At 63.6% G+C, this 20,233-nt stretch carries 16 protein-coding genes; 7 read left to right on the top strand and 9 right to left on the bottom strand.

What is annotated here, in order from left to right:
* Positions 1-182 precede the first annotated feature (182 nt).
* From fabF to gmk, 4 genes are all read left to right on the top strand, one after another.
* On the top strand, positions 183-1,445 hold the full coding sequence (gene fabF / locus BMX61_RS04070; protein ID WP_075628970.1) for a beta-ketoacyl-ACP synthase II: 1,263 nt from the start codon (positions 183-185) through the stop codon (positions 1,443-1,445).
* A 484-nt stretch (positions 1,446-1,929) separates the two neighbouring features.
* Positions 1,930-3,108, top strand: a complete 1,179-nt coding sequence (mltG, locus tag BMX61_RS04065; RefSeq protein ID WP_075628969.1) for an endolytic transglycosylase MltG — start codon at positions 1,930-1,932, stop codon at positions 3,106-3,108.
* A 317-nt stretch (positions 3,109-3,425) separates the two neighbouring features.
* On the top strand, positions 3,426-4,313 hold the full coding sequence (locus tag BMX61_RS04060; protein WP_075628968.1) for a YicC/YloC family endoribonuclease: 888 nt from the start codon (positions 3,426-3,428) through the stop codon (positions 4,311-4,313).
* A gap of 2 nt (positions 4,314-4,315) precedes the next feature.
* A complete protein-coding gene (gene gmk, locus BMX61_RS04055; RefSeq protein WP_075628967.1) occupies positions 4,316-4,990 on the top strand; it encodes a guanylate kinase in 675 nt (224 codons plus the stop codon).
* Between the two features lie 77 nt (positions 4,991-5,067).
* Here gmk and rsmA read toward each other — a convergent pair whose 3' ends face one another.
* The 7 genes from rsmA to BMX61_RS04020 form a co-directional block, all read right to left on the bottom strand.
* Positions 5,068-5,901 carry a 16S rRNA (adenine(1518)-N(6)/adenine(1519)-N(6))-dimethyltransferase RsmA gene (gene rsmA, locus BMX61_RS04050; RefSeq protein ID WP_075628966.1) on the bottom strand — a complete coding sequence of 278 codons (834 nt, stop codon included), beginning with the start codon at positions 5,899-5,901 and terminating at the stop codon, positions 5,068-5,070.
* The gene (pdxA, locus tag BMX61_RS04045) at positions 5,901-6,944 is read right to left on the bottom strand and encodes a 4-hydroxythreonine-4-phosphate dehydrogenase PdxA (protein WP_075628965.1); all 1,044 of its coding nucleotides are present in this window, start codon (positions 6,942-6,944) and stop codon (positions 5,901-5,903) included. Before pdxA ends, rsmA begins: the two co-directional genes overlap by 1 nt.
* An 11-nt stretch (positions 6,945-6,955) precedes the next feature.
* Positions 6,956-7,900, bottom strand: coding sequence for a SurA N-terminal domain-containing protein (locus tag BMX61_RS04040; RefSeq protein ID WP_075628964.1), 945 nt, complete (start codon positions 7,898-7,900; stop codon positions 6,956-6,958).
* Positions 7,901-8,071: 171 nt separating this feature from the next.
* Positions 8,072-10,396, bottom strand: a complete 2,325-nt coding sequence (locus tag BMX61_RS04035) for an LPS-assembly protein LptD (protein ID WP_075628963.1) — start codon at positions 10,394-10,396, stop codon at positions 8,072-8,074.
* Positions 10,396-11,478, bottom strand: a complete 1,083-nt coding sequence (gene lptG / locus BMX61_RS04030) for an LPS export ABC transporter permease LptG (RefSeq protein ID WP_075628962.1) — start codon at positions 11,476-11,478, stop codon at positions 10,396-10,398. The genes BMX61_RS04035 and lptG overlap by 1 nt, the downstream gene beginning before the upstream one ends.
* Positions 11,475-12,641, bottom strand: a complete 1,167-nt coding sequence (gene lptF, locus BMX61_RS04025) for an LPS export ABC transporter permease LptF (protein WP_075628961.1) — start codon at positions 12,639-12,641, stop codon at positions 11,475-11,477. Before lptF ends, lptG begins: the two co-directional genes overlap by 4 nt.
* Positions 12,642-12,835: 194 nt before the next feature.
* Positions 12,836-13,627 (bottom strand): phosphatase PAP2 family protein, encoded by a 792-nt coding sequence (locus BMX61_RS04020; RefSeq protein WP_083639564.1) that lies wholly within the window; start codon positions 13,625-13,627, stop codon positions 12,836-12,838.
* 487 nt (positions 13,628-14,114) lie between these two features.
* Between BMX61_RS04020 and BMX61_RS04015 the strand changes: the two genes are divergently transcribed.
* Positions 14,115-15,626 (top strand): leucyl aminopeptidase, encoded by a 1,512-nt coding sequence (locus BMX61_RS04015; protein ID WP_075628959.1) that lies wholly within the window; start codon positions 14,115-14,117, stop codon positions 15,624-15,626.
* A 7-nt stretch (positions 15,627-15,633) separates the two neighbouring features.
* Positions 15,634-16,083: a DNA polymerase III subunit chi gene (locus BMX61_RS04010; RefSeq protein WP_075628958.1), complete on the top strand. Its 450-nt coding sequence runs from the start codon at positions 15,634-15,636 to the stop codon at positions 16,081-16,083.
* Between the two features lie 248 nt (positions 16,084-16,331).
* Here BMX61_RS04010 and BMX61_RS04005 read toward each other — a convergent pair whose 3' ends face one another.
* On the bottom strand, positions 16,332-17,258 hold the full coding sequence (locus BMX61_RS04005) for a Gfo/Idh/MocA family protein (RefSeq protein ID WP_075628957.1): 927 nt from the start codon (positions 17,256-17,258) through the stop codon (positions 16,332-16,334).
* Between the two features lie 178 nt (positions 17,259-17,436).
* Here BMX61_RS04005 and BMX61_RS04000 point away from each other — a divergent pair, with 178 nt between their 5' ends.
* Positions 17,437-18,279, top strand: a complete 843-nt coding sequence (locus BMX61_RS04000) for a GNAT family N-acetyltransferase (protein WP_075628956.1) — start codon at positions 17,437-17,439, stop codon at positions 18,277-18,279.
* Between the two features lie 15 nt (positions 18,280-18,294).
* Here BMX61_RS04000 and BMX61_RS03995 read toward each other — a convergent pair whose 3' ends face one another.
* Entirely contained in the window at positions 18,295-20,151 is a 1,857-nt protein-coding gene (locus tag BMX61_RS03995; protein WP_075629197.1) for an ABC-F family ATP-binding cassette domain-containing protein, read from the bottom strand.
* Positions 20,152-20,233: the final 82 nt, after the last annotated feature.

Here is a 20,233-nt window from a genome sequence, read left to right as displayed (position 1 = left end):
TTGGCCGCAACCCCTGCGCGCCTGTTTCCGGTCTGTGACAAGACCATTGCGGCATGCCTGCCGCCACTGCGCTCGACATCCGGGCCTGCCTGTTTTAAGCCTCTCCCAGAGCTCGGCCTTGGCCGTTTCGGGACCGCTTCGGCCCCATGATCTTACAAGCTTTCAAGGGTGGATCGCGAAGAATGAGACGCGTCGTCATCACCGGAACCGGCATGGTGTCACCGCTTGGCTGTGGCACCGAGGTGTCCTGGTCCCGACTGCTGGCCGGCGGCAATGCCGCCCGCAAGGTGACGGAGTTCGAGGTCGAGGATCTTCCCGCCAAGATCGCCTGCCGCATTCCCTTCGGCGACGGCTCCGACGGCACCTATAATGCCGATCAGTGGATGGAGCCGAAGGAACAGCGCAAGGTCGATCCGTTCATCGTTTACGGCATGGCCGCCGCCGACATGGCGCTTGAAGATGCCGGCTGGCATCCCAAGACCGATGAGGACCAGATCGCCACCGGCGTGCTGATCGGTTCGGGAATTGGCGGCCTCGAAGGCATTGTCGAAGCCGGGCATACGCTGCGCGACAAAGGCCCCCGGCGCATTTCGCCTTTCTTTATTCCCGGCCGCCTGATCAATCTCGTCTCCGGCCAGGTGTCGATCCGCCACAAGCTGCGTGGCCCCAACCATGCCGTGGTCACGGCCTGTTCCACCGGCGCCCATGCCATCGGCGACGCGGCGCGGCTGATCATGCTCGGCGATGCCGACGTGATGGTGGCCGGCGGCGCGGAATCGCCGATCTGCCGTATCGCCATGGCCGGCTTCGCCGCGTGCAAGGCGCTCTCCACCCAGCACAATGACGATCCGCTGAAGGCATCCCGCCCCTATGACCGCGACCGTGATGGTTTCGTCATGGGCGAGGGCGCCGGCATCGTCGTGCTCGAAGAGCTGGAGCACGCCAAGGCGCGCGGCGCCAAGATTTATGCCGAGGTGGTTGGCTACGGCCTTTCGGGCGATGCCTTCCATATCACCGCACCGTCTGAAGATGGCGATGGCGCCTATCGCTGCATGTCGATGGCGCTGAAGCGGGCAGGGCTTGCCGCAGCCGATATCGACTATATCAACGCGCATGGCACGTCGACCATGGCCGACACGATCGAGCTCGGCGCCGTCGAGCGGCTGGTCGGTCCGGCCGCTTCGAAGATTTCGATGTCCTCGACCAAGTCCGCCATCGGTCACCTTCTCGGCGCTGCCGGCGCGGTCGAGGCGATCTTCTCGATCCTCGCCATTCGCGACAATGTCGCCCCGCCGACGCTGAACCTCGACAATCCCGATGTCGAGACCGCCATCGATCTCGTGCCGCATCAGGCGCGCAAGCGGGAGATCAATGTCGCCCTGTCGAATTCCTTCGGCTTCGGCGGCACCAATGCTTCGCTGGTGCTGCGCCGCTACGAGGCGTAACGCCTTCGCTAGAGCCGGCTTCTAAAAGCGCGTCGGTCTAGCGGAACTGGCTAATCCAGACCAGAAGGGCTCCGCTGGGGCCCTTTTTGCTTCACGGGCAGGCGTGCTTGACCGGGCACAAGGGCACGTCGCCTTGGTGATCCACATCGGTGAGGCTACTCTACGCGTTTTGCGCTGCAGCTTCGAAAGATGGCTGATAAAGGGTGAATCCCTGTTGCAAAACAGAGCTGAAGTGTGAATGCTCGCGCGGCATCCTGTTTTTGCCGCATTGCTCGGGTCAATCTCCGCCACCTGACGCCAAAGGCGATTCAGTGGCGTGCGCTTCGCGCATGGTGATGTGTCACCGATCTCACGCCGATGCCGGCGCGGCCATCCGGGCAGTTCCTGCCCTCTTGGCGCCGGCAAGACCGTCTTGCCCTGTTCTGTTGGAGTTCGCATCGGGGCGCGGCGTAGGAAGGACGCGAACTCCAGGGTCAGGATATTCGTGAGCGACGCAACCGAGACCAGCGCTGCCCCGTCGAGCCGTGAAAATGCGGCAAGCCAGGGGCGCATCGTGCCGAAATCGCCCAATGAGGCCCTGCGACCGGAAAAGGTGCCCCAGCCGCCCCGGCGGTCGAAAAAGGCCAAGAGCCAGCTGGTCATCTTCCTGAACTTCGTCATGACCGTCGTGGTGCTGCTGACGGCTGCGGCCGCTGGCGCGCTGTATTACGCCATGTCGAGCTACGAAGCGCGTGGCCCGCTGACGGCGAACACCAATTTCATCGTGCCCAATGGCGCGAGCATCGTGCAGATTGCCAACAATCTGGAGCGCGGCAACATCGTTTCGGATGCCCGTGTCTTCCGCTTCATGTCGGAAGCCTATCTCGACAAGGAGACGCTGAAGGCCGGCGAATACGAGATCAAGGCCGGCGCGTCGATGCAGGAGATCATGGAGCTCCTGAAATCGGGCAAGTCCATCCTCTATTCTGCGTCCCTGCCGGAGGGGCTGACCGTGCGTCAGATGTTTGACAGGCTGGCCGCCGACCCCGTTCTGGAAGGCGATCTGCCGCGCGAATTGCCGCCGGAGGGCTCGCTGAGGCCGGATACCTACAAATTCTCCCGCGGCACGAAGCGGGCGGAGATCATCGCCCAGGCTCGCGCTGCGCAGGAAACGCTGGTCGAGCAGATCTGGGCCAAGCGCGATCCCGACCTGCCGCTGAAGTCACGCAACGATTTCGTCATCCTGGCGTCGATCGTGGAAAAGGAGACGGGCATTGCCGATGAGCGCTCGCGCGTTGCCTCTGTCTTCCTCAACCGACTGGAAAAGGGCATGCGGCTGCAATCGGACCCGACGATCGTCTACGGGATTTTCGGTGGCGCTGGAAAGCCTGCCGACCGGCCGATCCTGAAGTCCGATCTGGATAAGAACACCCCCTACAACACCTATATGATCAAGGGCCTGCCGCCGACCCCGATCGCCAATCCCGGACGGGCGGCGCTTGAGGCTGTTGCCAATCCCTCGCGCACCGGCGATCTCTATTTCGTCGCCGATGGCTCGGGCGGCCATGTCTTTGCCGCGACGCTGGACGAGCACAATGCCAATGTCCGTCGCTGGCGCAAGCTGGAGGCCCAGCGCAACCTCCCTCCGGATGCCAAGCCCGAAGGCACCGTGCCGGCCCAATAGGCCCGAGGTGGCCGTCCCCGAAGCGCCGTGCGGTGGCGTCTCCGGTCGCGCGATGGTCTTGCAGAGCCTTTGTGCTTTCCGCACGATATGCCACGAGCCTGCGGCCGGTCTTCAAGCCGGCCGTTTGCATGTTCATGCGACCCCGCATCTTGCATCGATCCGGTCAGGATAAGTAAAAACTTCCCGACCGCATCCTTGCCTGTCGAGACCCGACTCGATTGAAGAGGAGCATGACGCATGGGCGCATGGCACGATGTTGAAGAGATTGCCCGTGTGAAGACCATGTCCCGGCGAGGGGCCACAGGAAGGATCAGAGGATGCCGCTACAATCCATGACCGGCTTTGCCCGCAGCGAGGGCACCACCGGGCGCTTTCGCTGGGCCTGGGAAATGCGCTCGGTCAATGGCAAGGGGCTCGATTTGCGCCTGCGCCTGCCAAGCGGTGTCGAGCATCTAGAGGGGGATATCCGCCGCATGGCGGGTGAGGTTCTCTCGCGCGGCAATCTGCAGATTGGTCTCAGCCTCAGCGGGCTGGAACAGGCCGCCGAGCCCGTGGTGAACCGCGATGCGCTGGCAGCCATCGAGCGGCTGCGCAGCGAACTCGGCGATCTCATCGATCCCGCCCCGTTGCGGCTCGATACGATTCTGAGCCTGCGCGGTATCGTCGAATTTCGCGAGCGCGAAGACAGTGTGGAGGAGCGCGCGGCGCGGGACGCCGCCGTTCTCGCCGGCTTTGCCCACGCGCTGGGCGCCTTGACGGCGATGCGCGAAAGCGAAGGGGCCGCGCTTCATGCCGTTCTCGATGCCCAGCTTGGCCGTATCATCACGCTGGTCGAGGCGATCGAGGCCGATCCCTCGCGGTCCGTCGCCGGCATTTCCGCTCGTTTGATGCAGCAACTGGCGCTTCTGAGCGAGCATGCCGCGACGCTCGATGGCGACCGGCTTCATGCTGAAGTGGCGCTGCTGGCAGCCAAGGCCGACATCCGCGAGGAACTCGACCGGCTGGGCGCCCATGTCGCCGCCGCGCGCGCCCTGCTTGCCGCCGGCGGGCCTGTCGGCCGCAAGCTTGATTTTCTTTGCCAGGAATTTAACCGGGAAGCGAATACGATCTGCTCGAAATCCTCCTCGGCCGCCGTCACCGCGTCCGGCGTGGAGCTGAAGGTCGTGATCGACCAGTTCCGCGAGCAAGTTCAGAATCTGGAGTAGTCATGAGCCCTGCCGCCCCCTCCACGACGTCGAAGGTCCGCATCCCGCGCCGCGGCCTGATGCTGGTGATCTCCTCGCCCTCAGGTGCTGGCAAATCGACCATTGCCCGCAATCTCCTGGAAGACGATCCGGAAATGAGCATTTCGGTGAGCGTGACGACCCGCCAGCGCCGGCCGAGCGAAATCGACGGCCGGCATTATTTCTTCAAGACGATCCGCGACTTCGAGGGGCTGCGCCAGACCGATGCCCTGCTCGAATGGGCGGAGGTCCACGGCAATTTCTACGGCACGCCGCGCGAGCCCGTGGAAGAGGCCATGGCCGAAGGCCGCGACATGCTCTTCGACATCGACTGGCAGGGCGCGCAACAGCTGCAGCAGAAGATGCCCGACGATATCGTCTCGATCTTCATCCTGCCGCCCACCATGGCGGAACTGCAATCGCGTTTGCACCGCCGCGCGGAAGACACGGCCGAGGTCATCGCCACCCGCCTTGCCAATTCGCGGGCAGAGATCCAGCACTGGAACGAATACGACTATCTTGTCGTCAACGAGGATCTCGACCGTGCCTTCGCCTCGGTCAAGGCCATCGTCGCCGCCGAACGCCTGCGCCGAATCCGCCGGCCGGGCCTCGTGCCGTTCATTCAGGGCTTGCTGGACGAAGTGCCGGTTTTGACGTGATCCGGAGTCATCCGTTCAGGATGATAAATCCCTGAGACGGGCGCCTTGAAGACTGTCGTCAAGCGTCCTGGTGGCTTTTACAAGGCGTTTGCCAGCATCACGAATTCATCCACAGATAGCGTCTCAGCACGGCGCTGCGGATCGATACCCACCTTGGCAAGCAGGGTTTCTCCACCGAGCGACTTCAGACTCTGGCGCAGCATTTTGCGGCGCTGGCCGAAGGCGGCGGCGGTGACGCGTTCAAGGGCTTCTGCCCGTGTGGGCATCGGCTCTGCCACAGGGATCAGGTGCACGACGCTTGAGGTCACCTTGGGTGGCGGCGTGAAGGCCTGGGGCGGCACGTCGAAAGCCATGCTCGCCTGCGTGCGCCAGCCGCAGAGCACACCCAACCGGCCATAATGATCGTCATCGGCGTCCGCGACGATCCGCAAGCCGACTTCGCGCTGGAACATCAGGGTCAGCGACTGCCAGAAGGGCGGCCATTGGCGCGGCAGCAGCCAGTTGACGAGGAGCTGCGTCCCGACATTGTAAGGCAGGTTGGCGATGATGCGCACCGGGCCGTCGATGCCGGCGGCCAATGCGTCGAAATCCGTCTTCAGCGCATCGCCTTCGATCACCTCGAGCCGGCCCGGATAATGATCGGCAATCTCGGCGAGGGCCGGAAGGCAGCGCGGATCGCGCTCCACGGCAATGACCTTGGCCGCGCCGAGCGAGAGAATGGCGCGCGTCAGGCCGCCGGGGCCGGGTCCGACCTCGAACACGGTCACGCCTTCGAGCGGCCCCGCCGTGCGGGCGATCTTCTGGGTCAGGTTGAGGTCTAGCAGGAAATTCTGGCCGAGCGCCTTTTTCGCGTCGAGCCCGTGGCGCGCGATCACATCGCGCAGCGGCGGCAGTCCGTCGATTGCCGCCATCAGGACTTTGCCTTCCATGTGCCAGCCGCATGGCTGTTGTCTGCCAGCTGCCGCGCCAACAGGAGCGCGGCCATCAAACTGTCGGGGCGGGCCTCGCCTGTGCCTGCCAGCGAGAAGGCCGTGCCATGATCGGGCGAGGTGCGGATGAAGGGCAGGCCGAGCGTGACATTGACGCTGTCGTCGAAGCCGAGCGCCTTGGCGGGAATGAGCGCCTGGTCATGATACATGCAGATCGCCACGTCATAGCTGGCGCGGGCCCGGTCGTGGAACATGGTGTCGGCCGGCAGCGGCCCGAAGACCTGAATTCCCTCCGCCGCAAGCGCCTCGATCACAGGGCGGATGATCTGGTCGTCCTCGCGGCCGATCGTGCCGCTTTCGCCTGCATGCGGATTGAGGCCGGCAATGGCAATCCGGGGCGAGGGCAGGGCGAAACGCGTCATGAGATCGCGCGCCGTCACCCTGATCGTGCGCTCAAGGAGATCAGGCGTCAGCGCGGCGGGAACGTCGGCAATCGGAATGTGGATGGTCACCGGTACGGCCTTGAGCTTTGGCCCTGCCAGCAGCATGACCGGAAGCAGCGGTGCGTCCACCGCCCTTTCGCCGAGATCCGCCAGAAATTCCGTGTGGCCCGGAAAGCCGAAGCCCGCGGCATAGAGCACAGATTTGGCAATGGGATTGGTGACGACGGCGGCGGTTTCGCCAGAAAGCGTCAGCGCCACGGCTTCGCGGATCGCGCCGATGACCGCTTCCGCATTCGACGAGTCCGGCTGGCCGGGCACGACAGGCTGGCGGCAGATCGAAGGCAAGACCGGCAGGGCATCAGCAAAGATGTCAGCCGCATTGCCCGGTGTCGCGACGCGAACCGGTACGGAAAGGCGCAACAGGGCGGCGCGCTCGGCCAGTGCCTGCGGGTCGCCGATCAGAAGGAAGGGAGGAAGGCCGAGCCTGTCCCGGCTTGCCCAGAGCGCGAGGGTCAGGTCGAGGCCCACGCCGGCGGGGTCGCCCATGGTCAGGGCCAGCGGCGCCACGGTCGCGTCGGTCATCGTCGTGCCTGCTACTTGTTGACGATCTGCGCCTTCTTGCGCAGTTCCTCAATATAGCGGACGGCGTTAGGATCTTCGTCGCCCTTCTTCTTGCTCTCGAGATCCTCGGCGCGGAAGACGATTTCGGCAGCCATGTCGTCGGACACTTCACGCTTCCTGCAGACGGCAAGATATTCCACGCCCTTGTCGGTCACACGCGACTCGGTGACACGGCCTTCCTCGGTCTTCTCGATCAACGGCTTCCACTCAGGTGGCAATTCCTGGCTGACCATCCGGCCAAGATTGCGCACGGAGACATCAAGCATGGTGGCGGCGAAGACCTTGGACTGCTCGCAGCCGGGGAATTTCGACCGCGACGCGTTGGCCTCAGCCTGGCGCTTGCCGAGGATGGCATTACGCTTGGCCTCGGGGATGACGAAAATGATCTGCTGCAGGAAATATTCTGTCGTCACCGGCTTCTTGCCGCCGTTTTCCTGCATGCGCTTGACGAGTTCTTCGTTGGACAAGCGCTTTCCGCCGCCAAAGCGGGCGTTGACCACGCGCGGCCAGCTCATGCTGATGGCGACGTATTGCTTGAAATGATCGAGGCCGACGCCGGCCTTGTCGAGGATCATGGTCAGCTGCGGCAAGGTCAGCTTGTTGCCGGCAGCGAAACGCTTGACAGCGGCGTCTACATCATCGGTCGAGACCGACATGCCGACGCGCAGCACCTCCTGGCGCTTCAGCACTTCGTCGACAAGCTGCTGCCGGGCGGCGGCTTCCCCGCCAGTCGCCTTCTGCAGCCGCATGAAGGCCACACGCTTGGCCACGTCGCCGGTGGTGATCGGAGATCCGTTGACGACAACCGCAATGCCGGTGCCCCCCGCGGCATGGCTCGCCGGGGCGGATGAAAGCGAAAGCGCCGCTGCCAGCATCAGTGCAGAACCGATGCGCATGACCTTCTTCATCGCCACCATGCCTCCTCCTTGGATTTTTCTTTTGCCTGCGCCCGGTACGGCGCATGTCCGGCCGGGCAAGGCCCCGCCGAAGATCGCGCGTCAGGCCCGGCTTTTGCATAAACCATGCGGCCGAATGATGACAAGGCCGGCTGTCAACCCCGATGCGGGTTCAGGCCGGCCGGCCCGGTCTCAGTCCAGGTCCTTGAACGAGGCATCGCCGACATTGATGTCGCCCAGCGTGCGGAAGGAGATGCGGGCGCCGATCGACCAGTCGTTGGCCAGCTGCTGGTCCGGATCGCGCTCGTTCTTGTAGACAAGCGAGAAGACCGTATCCTGGTCGTCATAGGTGATACCAAGGCTGTTACGCGTCACGACATTGTAGTTGAGGTCGTAGGTGACCGAGCCGAAGACCGACCAGTAATCCTGAAACCGGTAGGAGGCAGCCGTCTTGATTTCGTCCTGGTCGTAATTGGTGCCGTAAAGCGGCTGTGCCTTGATGCTGGTGTAGGTGACCGCCGTCTGCCAGCGGATGCCTTCATAGCCGGCCGAAAGGTCGGTGCGCTTCAGCGAGAATTCGTCCTTGTCGAAGCGGCCGGAGAAGCTGCCGGTAAAGCCGGAGGGCGCATCGAGCCCAACCAACGCGACATAGTCCGACCGGTCGGTTTCCAGCCCCGAATTGGCGCCGGCATTGACCAGATCGTCCGTTGCGAAGGAGTTGACGCCGCCGAGCTGGTAAGACTGGCCGGCAATCGCACGCACGCCATAGCCATTGCCCAGCGTGCCGGTGTAGCGGATGCCGAGATTGGCGCGCGTGCCGCCTTCGATCCGGTCGAAGCCCGAGAACTTGTCGCGGTCGAACAGGGTGGTGGCATCGAAGACGAAGCTCTGCGCATCCTCGTTCGGCAGGCCGCCGGCATATTGCTCATTCGGACGCACGAAGATCTGCGCGATCGGTTCGAGAATATGCGAGCTGTGCGGTGTGGTGAACAGCATGGGATAGCGGGCTTCCAGCCCGGCCGTGACCATCCCGCGCGTGACCGCGTCGTCATTGGTGAAATCGCCGGAATAGCCGACCGGCCGATCGACATTGATGCCGATGGCATCGCCGCGCGCGGCAAGCAGGGGGGTCAGCACCAGCCCGCCGGGCACGACGATCTGCTTCTTCCATTCCAGCTCCGCCGTCAGGCGGTGGTCGGTTCCCTCAAGGCCGCGGAAACGCTCGTCGTTCGCCACCGTGTAGGCATCCAGGCGGTTGCGCTTGATGTTGGTCAGGTTGATCGTCGCGCTCAGCTCGCCGCCGGCCACCGGATTGGGCGCCGTGGCCGAATAGTCCAGCACCTGCGCGATTGCCTGCTGGTTTTCGGCCGCGCTGCTCGGATCGGCATCCTGGATATCGAAGTAAAAGGCGCGCAGATCGAAGTAATTGCGATCGCCGAGACCGGTCAGATAGGCCTGGTTGGTCAGCGTCGTCCCGTCGAAGGTCGAGAGGTCGTAAGTCTTGGCGAAGTTGTTGTCGCTCTGGACCAGCACGTCCCAGCCGAAGGACCAGCGCGGATTGAACTGGAAATCGGCTTTGGACGCAATCATGCCGCGCTGCGTATGATCGGCATCCTCGGTGCCCGAGGTAAAGCTTTCCGGATTCATCTGGCTGATCCCGGCCATGCGCAGGACGTGCTCGCCCATTTCGAATCGCTGGCGGAATTCGCCCTCGAGCAGAAAGCCCTGACGGGTCAGCCCCGTCGCGGTCACGGTGGCGTCCATATCGGGCGCAATCGCCCAGTAATAGGGGACCGAAGCGCCGAAGCCGAGCTTCTGCGTGTAGCGGAAGCGCGGGAAGAGAAAGCCGCTCTGGCGCTTGACGGTCTGATCCGGCACTTCGATGGCCGGCAGATAGATGATCGGCTGGCCGAACAGCTCGAAATGCGCCTTCTCCAGGCGGATGGTGTGCGTCGTGCCGTTCTGGATGATCCGCTCGGCCTTGATGTTCCACAGCGAGCGATGGTTCGGATCGGTCGCGCAGGGCGTACAGGCCGTGTAGACGGCCTGATTCAGAATGAACTCATTGCCATTGCGGCGCTCGCCATTGACGGCGGCGAGCTTGGTCAGATCGGTCGTCTCAACCCGCATCGTCTGAACGAAACCGTCCGAGAAGGTGCTGGTGACGTCCATATGGTCGGCATAGACCTTGTTGCCCGACGGCTCGATCAGCTCGATCTCGCCGGTCGCAATGATTCGCCCGCTCTTCTGGTTATATTCGACCTGACGGGCAACCATCTGGTAGCCGCCATAGTTGATCTGGACGGCGCCGCGCACGATGACGCGATCGGCATCCTTGTTATAGACCAGCTCATTGGCCGAAAGCAGCATCTTGGCGTCGGCCGGCACGGTGGCCGCCAGCGCTGCTGCATCATTCCCGCTTTGCTGTGCCATAACGGGAAGCGCGGGCACAAGGAACGTGCTCGACAGAAGCAGGGCGGCCCAGAGGCGTTGTACTTTACGGTTGGCGCCCGGCACTAGCCATCCTCCTGATGCAACAGAATCGTCGAACCCAGAGCCATCGCAACAACGACGGGCAGCCAGGCTGCGACGAAGGGAGGAACGATGCCGCTGCTCCCAAATGCTTTCACAAGCACGGTGACGACATAAAGCACGAAGCCTGCCAGGATGCCACCGAGAATCACTGACCGGCTTTGGTTAAACCGGCTAAATTTCAACGACACGCTCGCGGCGATCAGCGTCATGGCGACCAGCAGCAGCGGCATCGCCATCATGGCGTGAAATTGCGTTAACATCCCATTGATGGGAAACCCGAATGATTGGGCGATCTCGATCTTGCGGGGCAGCGCATAAAAGGGGATGCTGTCTGGTTTTGACAGGGTTTCCTGCACAAATTCCGGTTTCAGGTCGGTTGCGAGCCGTGCCGTCGCCATTTTCTTCGGCAGAACGCCGTTGCGCGTTTCCAGAACATCGTTCAGCAACCAGTAACCATCTTCGAGCCTAGCGCTACGCGCGTCCTGGCGGAAGGCGATGCGACCCTGCTGATCGAAATGAATCACGGTGACCACGCCCAGGCTGCGCCCCTCGTCCTGGACCGCGCGCGCGCCGATGATCACGTCCTCGTCGCCATGAATCTGGCGCAGCCAGGGAATCGAGCGCGATGTGCGCGAGGAGGAAGAGCCCCAGTCAGCCTCCAGCTGTTCGGCCTTGCCGGCACCCCAGGCCGCGAGGGGATTGAGAACGGCCAGGCAGGCGAGGCCGAAGAGCAGGGAGCCGACGATGAACGGCCGCAGGAACTGCCAGACAGACACACCTGCGGCGCGCGTGACCACCAGCTCGTAGCGCCGGTTGAGCGCGATCAGCGTCGTCATCCCGGCAAACAGGGCGACGAAGGGAACGGTCTGCTGCAGGATCATCGGGATACGAAACGCCGTCATCAACAGCGCGCCGGACACCGTATAGCCTGGCAGATTGGCCATGCGATTGGACAGTTCGCTGAAGTCGATGATGAAGACCAGCGAGAAGATGCCGAGCAGGAACCAGAGGATGGTGATCACATAGCGCCGGAAGAAGTAGCGCTGCAGGGTTTTCGGCATCATGAGCGCGGCTCCTCGCGCGTGCCGCCAATCTTGCGCGCACGCGCCGCCAGATCCGCCGTCTTGTCCTGCAGCTTGCGCGGCAAGGTCAGCCGCTTGCTGCCGAAGAGCTGGCGAATGCACAAGATGGCCGTCGCGATCGGGATGAGATACATCAGCGGTATGAAATACGGCGTGTCTTCGGCGCCATTCGCACTGTAGAAGGTCATCCAGCGGAACAGCAGCACCAAGAGCAGCGCGCTGGCCGTCGGATGAAGCCGGGCTTCGCGGTGCGAGCGCGCATCGCTGGCCACCACCAGCGACACGAGCGCGAAGATCATGGGAAAGGTCCACTCCGTCAGACGGCGGTGGAGTTCGGCCGTGAAGGTCAGCGGCTTGCGCTGAAACTGCTCGTCTTCGGGATCGGGATGCAGCAGATAGCCCAGCGTGCGATCCTGCGCGCGCAGCGTGGCATTGCCGGCCTTGCGGGTCATTTCCGTGAGGTCGAAGGCGTATGAGTCGAACTTGATGATCGACACGCCGCCATCCGGCAGCTTTCGATGCACCTCGCCATCCTTCATCACCAATGCCGAGCTTTTCTCGTCCACAGCGCCCTCTCGGGCATAATAGATGAACTCGACGGCCGGATCGCGCGAATCGGCCACGAAAATGCCGGTCAGCACGCCACCGCCACGCCGGCCCGCGATCTGGATATAGAGATCGTCGCCGATCCGGCGAAAGGTGTTTTCCTGAACGATCGAACCCAGAAGGTCGGCGTTGGCGCTGGCGATCATCTCGCGCACCCTGTGGCGCGCCATGGGTTCGATGACATTATCGACGAAGAACGAGACGAGGCAGAGAGCAGCCGCGAGAATCAGGATCGGCCGCAGGACGATGCTGCGGGCGCCGCCGCCGGCCTCGATCACCGTCAGTTCCGAATCATTGTTCATCGTGCCCAGCGTCTGGGTAATGCCGATCGCCAGGGCGAAGGGCAGCACGAGCGGGATCACCGTCGGCAGGATCAAGGTCGCCAGCTGCAGGAATGCGCCGATCGACTGGCCCGTATCGGTGACCAGATTGATCCGTTGCAGGGCCTGCGTCGTCCAGATGATGCCCAGCACCGGCAAGAGCGCGGTGAGGAACATCTGGAGGACGCGCCGCAGGATATAGCTTTCGAGAATCGACATTCCGGCCTTAACTGCACCTGCCCGCATCATGCGTGAAGGCCCGCTGCCGGGCCTTAGCCGGCGCGGCGGGCGATGCGACAACGACGATATGGGATCGTTTGCCCCCGATCTCTCGACGTCATCACGTCGCATGGCCATAACCCGGATCGGGTGTGCGCCGCAACGAAGCCGGACCTGTCGCCTTCCAATTTTCCTTATTGGTGGCTTTTTGGTGACGGATAGGCGGGCAGGGGCAGCGCGCGCAGGCCAAGCCGCACGAGCTGGAAGACGACGAAGGTAAGCAGGAAGCCGAGCAGGGCGTCGGACGGGTAATGCCGCCCGAAGACCACCCGCAGCAGGCTGGTCAAGACGGCGATGCCGAGAGCGATCGGCAGCGCCTTGCGCCGCAACGGCGTGGGCAGCAGCACCAGCGCACAGACCAACCAGGCCGCGCCCGCCGCTTCGCCTGATACGAAGGAGCAATTGTCATGGCAGGCGCCGCCGAACTGGCCGGCCGCCATGAAGCCCATGTCGCCACCGAAGAGATCGGTCTGCATCGGCCGCGGTCGGCCGGAATAGCTCTTGAGAAAGACGTTGACGATCAGGCCGGGCCCAATGGCCATGGTCGCCAGCAGCGCGGCCATGTCGCGCAGGGCCGGCATCGAGAAACGGCCAGGCCGGATCACGGCCCAGGCGAGCGTCACGAGCACCAGCCCGGTAACGACGAAGGGCAGGTCGAAAAGCACTTTGCGCACCGTCTGGAGAGCCGCCACATCGCCGATCGGAAAACTGCCGCAGATGGCATCCAGACGGCTGCCGACGGGGCAGGGGACAGGGCTGAAAAACAGATGCTGGATCCAGAGATCGATAGCCGGAACGATGTGGAACATCTCCAGCGTCGCCGTCCACAGACAGGCAAGCCCGAGGCCAAGGATCAGGTCGCGATCGGCGCCGCGAACCAAGCTCGGGCGAGACGAAATTGGCATCATGGAGTTGGGGTGCGTCATGGATATAGTCAGAGAGGGGCCGAGGGTCGATCGATGCCGGAACGTGAAAAAGACGAGAGCGCGCGACTGCCCTTGGCAAGGCTGACGGCTTCATCCGTCCATGCCGATCCGGCAGGATCAGACGATAGATGTCGCGGCTTGCCCCGGCCCGATTCGAGCGCTCCATTTGTCTTCCATAGCTCGGCTTCATCACAATTCCATGAAATTCTCATGTGTCGGAAGCGGAAATCCTGGCTGCTGACAGGCGCATGACAGCTTGTGCCCACGCTCCGAGTGAAAGACCTGCGGGATCGAAGGATCTGTCGCGCCGCCCTGCCAAGGCCCGACCAGATTGTCGTGTGTCCTTCGACGCCGCACGGCGTTTTGATGGCGATCCCCGTTCGGATTTCCCGCCGCGGCCTGCTATGGGGAGAGAGACCAAGAATCGCATCAAGCCGGATGCCAGACGCTGGCTCCCGCGAAAATCACGCAGGACAATGGAGCAAACATGGCCCAGAGTTTCGAATTCACCTTCGCCGATCATGCCACGCTGGATGGCGGTACCGTGGTTTGCCTAATGGCAAAGGGCGGGCCGGCGGCAGGCGCGGCTGAGGCCGATCCGGCCGGCGTGCTGGCGCGCGCGGCGGAAGCGATGTCGTTCAAGGCGCGTGCGCTGTCCGTTCTCGATGTGGTAGCGCCGCAGGGTTCGCCGGCGGACCGCCTTCTCGTGGTCGGTCTCGGTGATGCCAAAACGATGACGGCGCATGACTGGCTGAAGGCTGGCGGCGCCACGGCCGCCAAGCTCAAGCGCGCGCAGCGCGTCACCGTGTTTCTCGATGTCGCCAGCGTTCCGATCAGCGCCCAGGCGGCCGCCGATTTCGCGCTCGGCATGGAAATGAACGCCTATCGCTTCGACCGCTACAAGACCAAGAAGAAGGATGAGGACGACGCGGCCGAGCCGAAGGCGCCGGCACGTGTGACCATCGTCACCGCTGCGGCGGCCGAAGCGACACGCGCCGCCGAGACCGGCCGCGCCGTCAGCGACGGTGTGTTCCTGGCGCGGGATCTCGTGAACCTTCCGCCGAATGTGCTGGGTCCGGTCGAATTTGCCGCGCGCGCCCAGGAGCTGGTTGAGCTCGGTGTCGAGGTGGAAATCCTGACCGAGGCGGAGATGGCGCCGCTCGGCATGGGCGCTCTGCTCGGCGTTGCCCAGGGCTCTTCGCGGCCGCCGCGCCTCGTCATCCTCAGCTGGAAGGGCGGCGCCGAGGGCGAAGCGCCCGTCGCCTTCATCGGCAAGGGCGTGGTCTTCGACTCCGGCGGTATTTCGATCAAACCCGGCGCGGGTATGGAGGACATGAAGGGCGACATGGGTGGCGCGGCCGCCGTCACTGGCCTGATGCATGTGCTCGCCGCGCGCAAGGCGAAGGTCAACGCCATCGGCATTCTCGGCCTGGTGGAAAACATGCCCGATGGCAATGCTCAGCGTCCGGGCGATATCGTGACCTCCATGTCCGGCCAGACGATCGAGATCATCAATACCGATGCCGAAGGCCGCCTCGTGCTCTGCGATGCGCTCTGGTACTGCAACGACCGCTTCAAGCCGAAGCTGATGATCAATCTGGCGACCCTGACTGGGGCCGTCATGGTTGCCCTCGGCCATCACCATGCCGGGCTGTTTTCCAATGACGATACGCTGGCCGACCAACTGCTGGCCGCCGGCCGGCTCACGCAGGAGCGGCTGTGGCGTCTGCCGCTCGGCCCGGACTATGATAAGATGATCGACAGCAAGTTTGCCGATATGAAGAACACCGGCGGACGTTATGGCGGCTCGATCACGGCGGCGCAGTTCTTGAAGCGCTTCGTCAAGGACACGCCTTGGGCGCATCTTGACATTGCCGGCACGGCCATGGGCTCGCCGACTGACGAGGTCAACCAGTCCTGGGGCTCGGGCTTCGGCGTGCGCCTGCTCGATGCCTTTGTCCGCGAGTCCTGCGAGACCGACGCGAAGCCGGAGGCGTGACGCGCGCGTGACGGAGATCCTCTTCTACCACCTGACGGAGTCCAAGCTCGAGGACGCGCTGCCGCCGCTCCTCGAAAAGAGCCTGGAGCGCGGCTGGAAGGTCGTGCTCCAACTCGCGGAGGCGCAAGCCTGCGAGAGCCTCGACGAGCATCTATGGACCTATCGCGCGGAAAGCTTTCTGCCGCATGGGCTGGAGGACGGGCCGCATGCGGCCGACCAGCCCATTCTGCTGACGGCGGGAGAGGGCAATGGAAATGGCGCGGAGGTTCGCTTCGTCACCGGCGGTGCCGAACCTCCGCCGCTCGACGCCTATCAGCGCGTGGTGATCATGTTCGACGGATATGATGCCGGCCAGTTGGAGCGCGCCCGTGGGCAATGGAAGCGGCTGAAAGACGCCGGCCATGCGCTGACCTATTGGCAGCAAAATGCGGATGGACGCTGGATGAAGAAGGCGTGAGGCGTGCAGAACTTCGCCTGCTTTCGTAGAGATCGAGAAGCGGCTGAACCAGGCTAGGCTTGACGTCAGGCCGCCATCTCCATCTTCATCGTGCCGCCTTCCGCCACTTGAGCCGCTACCGCCAGCCATTCTTCGCTGTAGCGCCGGTCTTCGTCTGGAAAGTGTGCAGCACCAAAATCCGATCGCCACAAGCGTGCAAATCGCGCGAACGGCCACGGCGACGCATCGGCCGCCGTGGCCGTTGTTGATCAATCGTGAAACGCCTCGGTCACCTTGCGCTTGCCGAGCATGAACGAGTCGGCGACGAGCCGCAGCGGTGCGAGGTCGACGTCCGACTGCTTGCCGCGCACCAGCGAAGCAAAGCGGGCGTAGAGCGAGGGATATTCCGCTTCCGGCCCATGGTCCTCCTCGCGTCCGTCGATGGCAAGCCGCGAGCCGCCATGGGAGAGGAGCATATGGCCGGCATCGGTCTCTGCCGTGATGTTCCAGCTTTGCGGGCCGGTCTGGCGCCAGTCGAATTCGCCGAGGGCTTCGACGCCGTCGGCATTGGCGAAGTTGATCTCGGCCCCGATCGGCGCATCCCGGTTCTCAGGGAATTCCAAAACCGCCTTGGTGACGAAGAGCGGCTTCGGCATGATGTGGGTGACGATCGACAGCGCATTGATGCCGGGGTCGAAGACACCGAGACCGCCGGCCTCCCAGATCCAGGCCTGGCCCGGATGCCAGTGGCGCACGTCTTCCTTCCACTCGATCTTCAGCGTGCGGATGCGCGTGCCCGCCAGGAAACGCTTGGCCGCCTCGACGGCAGGTGCGTAGCGCGAATGCCAGCTGGCGAAGAGGGTGACACCCTTTTCCGCTGCCAGCGCCTTGAGGTCGACGACCTCGCTCAAAGTCGCGCCAGGCGGCTTTTCCAGAAAGACATGCTTGCCGGCCGACAGCGCCGTCACGGCAGCTTGGTAGCGCGCCTGGGGCGGCATGCAGAGCGACACGGCTTCCAGCGTCGGAACGGCGTCGAGCATGGCCTCGATGGAGGTGAAATTGTCGATCCCTTCGACCTTGCCATGCCGGCTGGCGGCGCAGATGAGGTTGAAATCAGGGTTCTTGGCGATGGCCGGCAGGTGCTGGTCACGCACGATCTTGCCAACACCGACCACAGCAAGGGTAATGGGATCCATCTGGCTCCTCCAAAAGTATGATGAATGCCTTTGTTCTTAACCGAAAGCGCGCCATGGGCAAGTCGCCCCTCCCGGGATTTTTGCGCCTGTTCCCGAATGGCTTATGAAAAGCTTGCACCTTTGCCTGCGGCATCGACTGCTCTAGGTTTCAGCCGTCCGCCTGCATGAGAGGAAGACCATGGCCCCGCTCCTTCGCCAAGCCCGTCGCGACGAACTGGATACGATCATCGACTGGGCCGCACGCGAGGGCTGGAACCCCGGACTTGCCGATGCCTCGGCCTTCTGGGTGGCCGATCCCAACGGCTTCTTCGTGGCCGAAGAAGAGGGCACGCTGGCCGCCGCGCTGTCGGTCGTGCGCTTCGGCGAGACCTATGCCTTTCTCGGCTTCTACATGGCGCATCCCGATTTTCGTGGCCAGGGCATTGGCTATGCGCTCTGGCACTATGGGCTTTCGGCCGTCGGTGAGCGCACGGTCGGGCTCGATGGCGTTGTTGCCCAGCAGGAAAATTACGCCCGTTCGGGCTTCGTCTATTCCCATGCGAATTTCCGCTATGGCGGGGAGGTGACATGCGCGGAGCCACCGGGCAAGGAACTGGTCGAGGTGGCGCCCGTGCTGGTGCCCGCGATCATCGACTATGATGAACGACTATCGGGCGTGCGGCGCGAAACGTTTCTGAAGGAATGGCTCAAGCCTTCCGAGGTCCGGCTGAGCTTCGCCTATCTCAGGGGAACGGCGGTGGCCGGCTACGGCACGATCCGTGCCTGCCGGGAGGGGCATAAGATCGGCCCGCTCTTTGCTGATTCAGACACCACGGCGGACCTGATCTTTCGCAAGCTGGTGGCCAGCACCGGCGGCGGGCTGATCTACCTGGACAGTCCCGAACCCAATTCCGCCGCGCGGGATCTATGCGCCCGGTACAACATGATCGGCGTCTTCGAGACCGCGCGCATGTATCGTGGCCCCGCGCCCGATATGGCGCTACCCCGGATATACGGCATCACCACCTTCGAACTCGGATGATCGGTTCGCGCGGCGTCAGCCCTGCGATTCCAGCTCCATCGAAAGCGTCAGCCATTCCTCTTCCGCCGCCGCGAGCTTTTGCGCGGCGTTGACGCGGGCCTTGGCGAGATCGCCCGCCCGGTTGGGGTCCTTTGCATAGGTCTGCGGGTCGGCAAGCTCGGTATCGATGCCCTTGATCAGCGTCTCGATCTTGCCGATCAGCACCTGCAGTTCGTCCGCACGCTTCTTCATCACCACGGGATTGGCGCGCTTTTCACGCGGCTTCTCCTCCTCGCGCACCGGCTCGGCCTTCGCCTTGCGGGGCTTGGTCGTCGTGACGATCAGGTTGCGATAATCCTCAAGATCGCCGTCGAAGCTCGACACCGTCCCGTCGCGCACGAGCCAGAGGCGGTCGGCCGTGGCTTCGATCAGGTGCCGGTCGTGCGAGATCAGGATGACGGCGCCGGAATATTCGTTGAGCGCCTGGATCAGCGCATTGCGGCTGTCGATATCCAGGTGGTTGGTCGGCTCGTCCAGAATCAGGAGGTTCGGCGCATCGAAGGCGGCCAGACCCATCAGCAGGCGTGCCTTTTCCCCACCGGAAAGATCCTTGGCCGGCGTTTCCATCTTGGCGGTGGCAAGACCCATCTGCGCCACGCGGGCGCGCACCTTGGCCTCGGGCGCGCCGACCATCCGCCGGCGCACATGCTCCACCGCGCTGTCCTGCGGAATCAGGTCGTCGAGCTGGTGCTGGGCGAAGAAGCCGACTTTCAGCCCCGGCGCGATTTTCACGGAGCCGGCCATCGGCTCCAGCCGGCCGGAGATGAATTTGGCGAAGGTCGATTTGCCGTTGCCGTTCGAACCGAGCAGGGCGATGCGGTCGTCGGTGTCGATACGCAGGTTGAGCTTTGTCAGGATCGGCTTGCCGGGCTCGTAACCGACCGCGCCGCTATCCACGGCGATGATCGGTGAAGCCGCCTCTTTTTCCGGATCGGGGAAGGAAAAGCCCTGAACGTGCTCTTCGATCACAGCGGCTACCGTGCCCATGCGCTCCAGCGCCTTCACCCGGCTTTGCGCCTGGCGGGCTTTCGTCGCCTTGGCCTTGAAGCGGTCGATGAAGCTCTGCAGATGCTTGCGCTGCGCCTCGTTCTTCACGCGCGCCTTGTTCTGCAGCTCGATCGCCTCGGCGCGCTGCCGCTCGAACTGGTCATAGGAGCCGCGATAGAAGGTGAGCTTCTGGTGCTCCAGATGGATGATCGAATTGACGGCTGTATTTAACAGATCGCGGTCATGGCTGATGACGATCACCGTATGCGGATAGCGGCGGATATAGTCTTCGAGCCAGAGCGTGCCTTCGAGGTCGAGATAGTTGGTCGGTTCGTCGAGCAACAGCAGGTCGGGCTCGGAAAAAAGCACGGCCGCCAGCGCCACGCGCATGCGCCAGCCGCCGGAAAAGGAGGAGGCCGGCCGCGCTTGCGCCTCGTGGTCGAAACCGAGGCCGGCGAGGATGCTCGCCGCGCGGGCTTCGGCTGAATGCGCGCCGATATCGGCCAGCCGGGTCTGAATGTCGGCGATGCGGTTTGGGTCGGTCGCGGTCGTCGCCTCCGTCAGCAGCGCTTCGCGCTCCTTGTCGGCCTTGAGCACGATCTCGATCAGAGGTTCTTCAGTGCCCGGAGCCTCCTGCGCCACCTGGCCGATGCGCGCATGTCGGGGAATCGAGACGAACCCGCTTTCGCTGTCCATCTGCCCGGTGATGATGCGAAACAGGGTGGACTTGCCGGCACCATTGCGGCCGACGAGGCCGGCTTTGGTGCCTTCAGGCAAAGCAAGATGGGCGCCGTCGATCAGGAGGCGGCCGGCGATGCGGGCGGAAAGATTGCTGATCGTGATCATACCGGCCTTTTGGCCGAATCCGCTCATCAAGACAAGACGGAGCGCGATGCGCGGTGCTCGAAAGCGCATCGCGCTTGCCCGG

It is taken from the genome of Xaviernesmea oryzae (genome assembly GCF_900109605.1).
GTDB classification, from domain to species: domain Bacteria; phylum Pseudomonadota; class Alphaproteobacteria; order Rhizobiales; family Rhizobiaceae; genus Xaviernesmea; species Xaviernesmea oryzae.
The sequence above is the reverse complement of the archived record's forward strand: the minus strand, read 5'-3'. Positions and strand labels throughout refer to the sequence as shown.

Bases quoted from the DNA above. Each gene is read 5' to 3' on its own strand.
- lptF (WP_075628961.1), bottom strand. From the start codon at position 12,641: ATGTCGATTCTCGAAAGCTATATCCTGCGGCGCGTCCTCCAGATGTTC.
- pdxA (WP_075628965.1), bottom strand. From the start codon at position 6,944: ATGACCGACGCGACCGTGGCGCCGCTGGCCCTGACCATGGGCGACCCC.
- BMX61_RS04000 (WP_075628956.1), top strand. From the start codon at position 17,437: ATGGCCCCGCTCCTTCGCCAAGCCCGTCGCGACGAACTGGATACGATC.
- BMX61_RS04015 (WP_075628959.1), top strand. From the start codon at position 14,115: ATGGCCCAGAGTTTCGAATTCACCTTCGCCGATCATGCCACGCTGGAT.
- gmk (WP_075628967.1), top strand. From the start codon at position 4,316: ATGAGCCCTGCCGCCCCCTCCACGACGTCGAAGGTCCGCATCCCGCGC.
- BMX61_RS04040 (WP_075628964.1), bottom strand. From the start codon at position 7,900: ATGGTGGCGATGAAGAAGGTCATGCGCATCGGTTCTGCACTGATGCTG.
- lptG (WP_075628962.1), bottom strand. From the start codon at position 11,478: ATGATGCCGAAAACCCTGCAGCGCTACTTCTTCCGGCGCTATGTGATC.
- BMX61_RS04060 (WP_075628968.1), top strand. From the start codon at position 3,426: ATGCCGCTACAATCCATGACCGGCTTTGCCCGCAGCGAGGGCACCACC.
- BMX61_RS04005 (WP_075628957.1), bottom strand. From the start codon at position 17,258: ATGGATCCCATTACCCTTGCTGTGGTCGGTGTTGGCAAGATCGTGCGT.
- BMX61_RS04020 (WP_083639564.1), bottom strand. From the start codon at position 13,627: ATGACGCACCCCAACTCCATGATGCCAATTTCGTCTCGCCCGAGCTTG.
- fabF (WP_075628970.1), top strand. From the start codon at position 183: ATGAGACGCGTCGTCATCACCGGAACCGGCATGGTGTCACCGCTTGGC.
- BMX61_RS03995 (WP_075629197.1), bottom strand. From the start codon at position 20,151: ATGATCACGATCAGCAATCTTTCCGCCCGCATCGCCGGCCGCCTCCTG.
- rsmA (WP_075628966.1), bottom strand. From the start codon at position 5,901: ATGGCGGCAATCGACGGACTGCCGCCGCTGCGCGATGTGATCGCGCGC.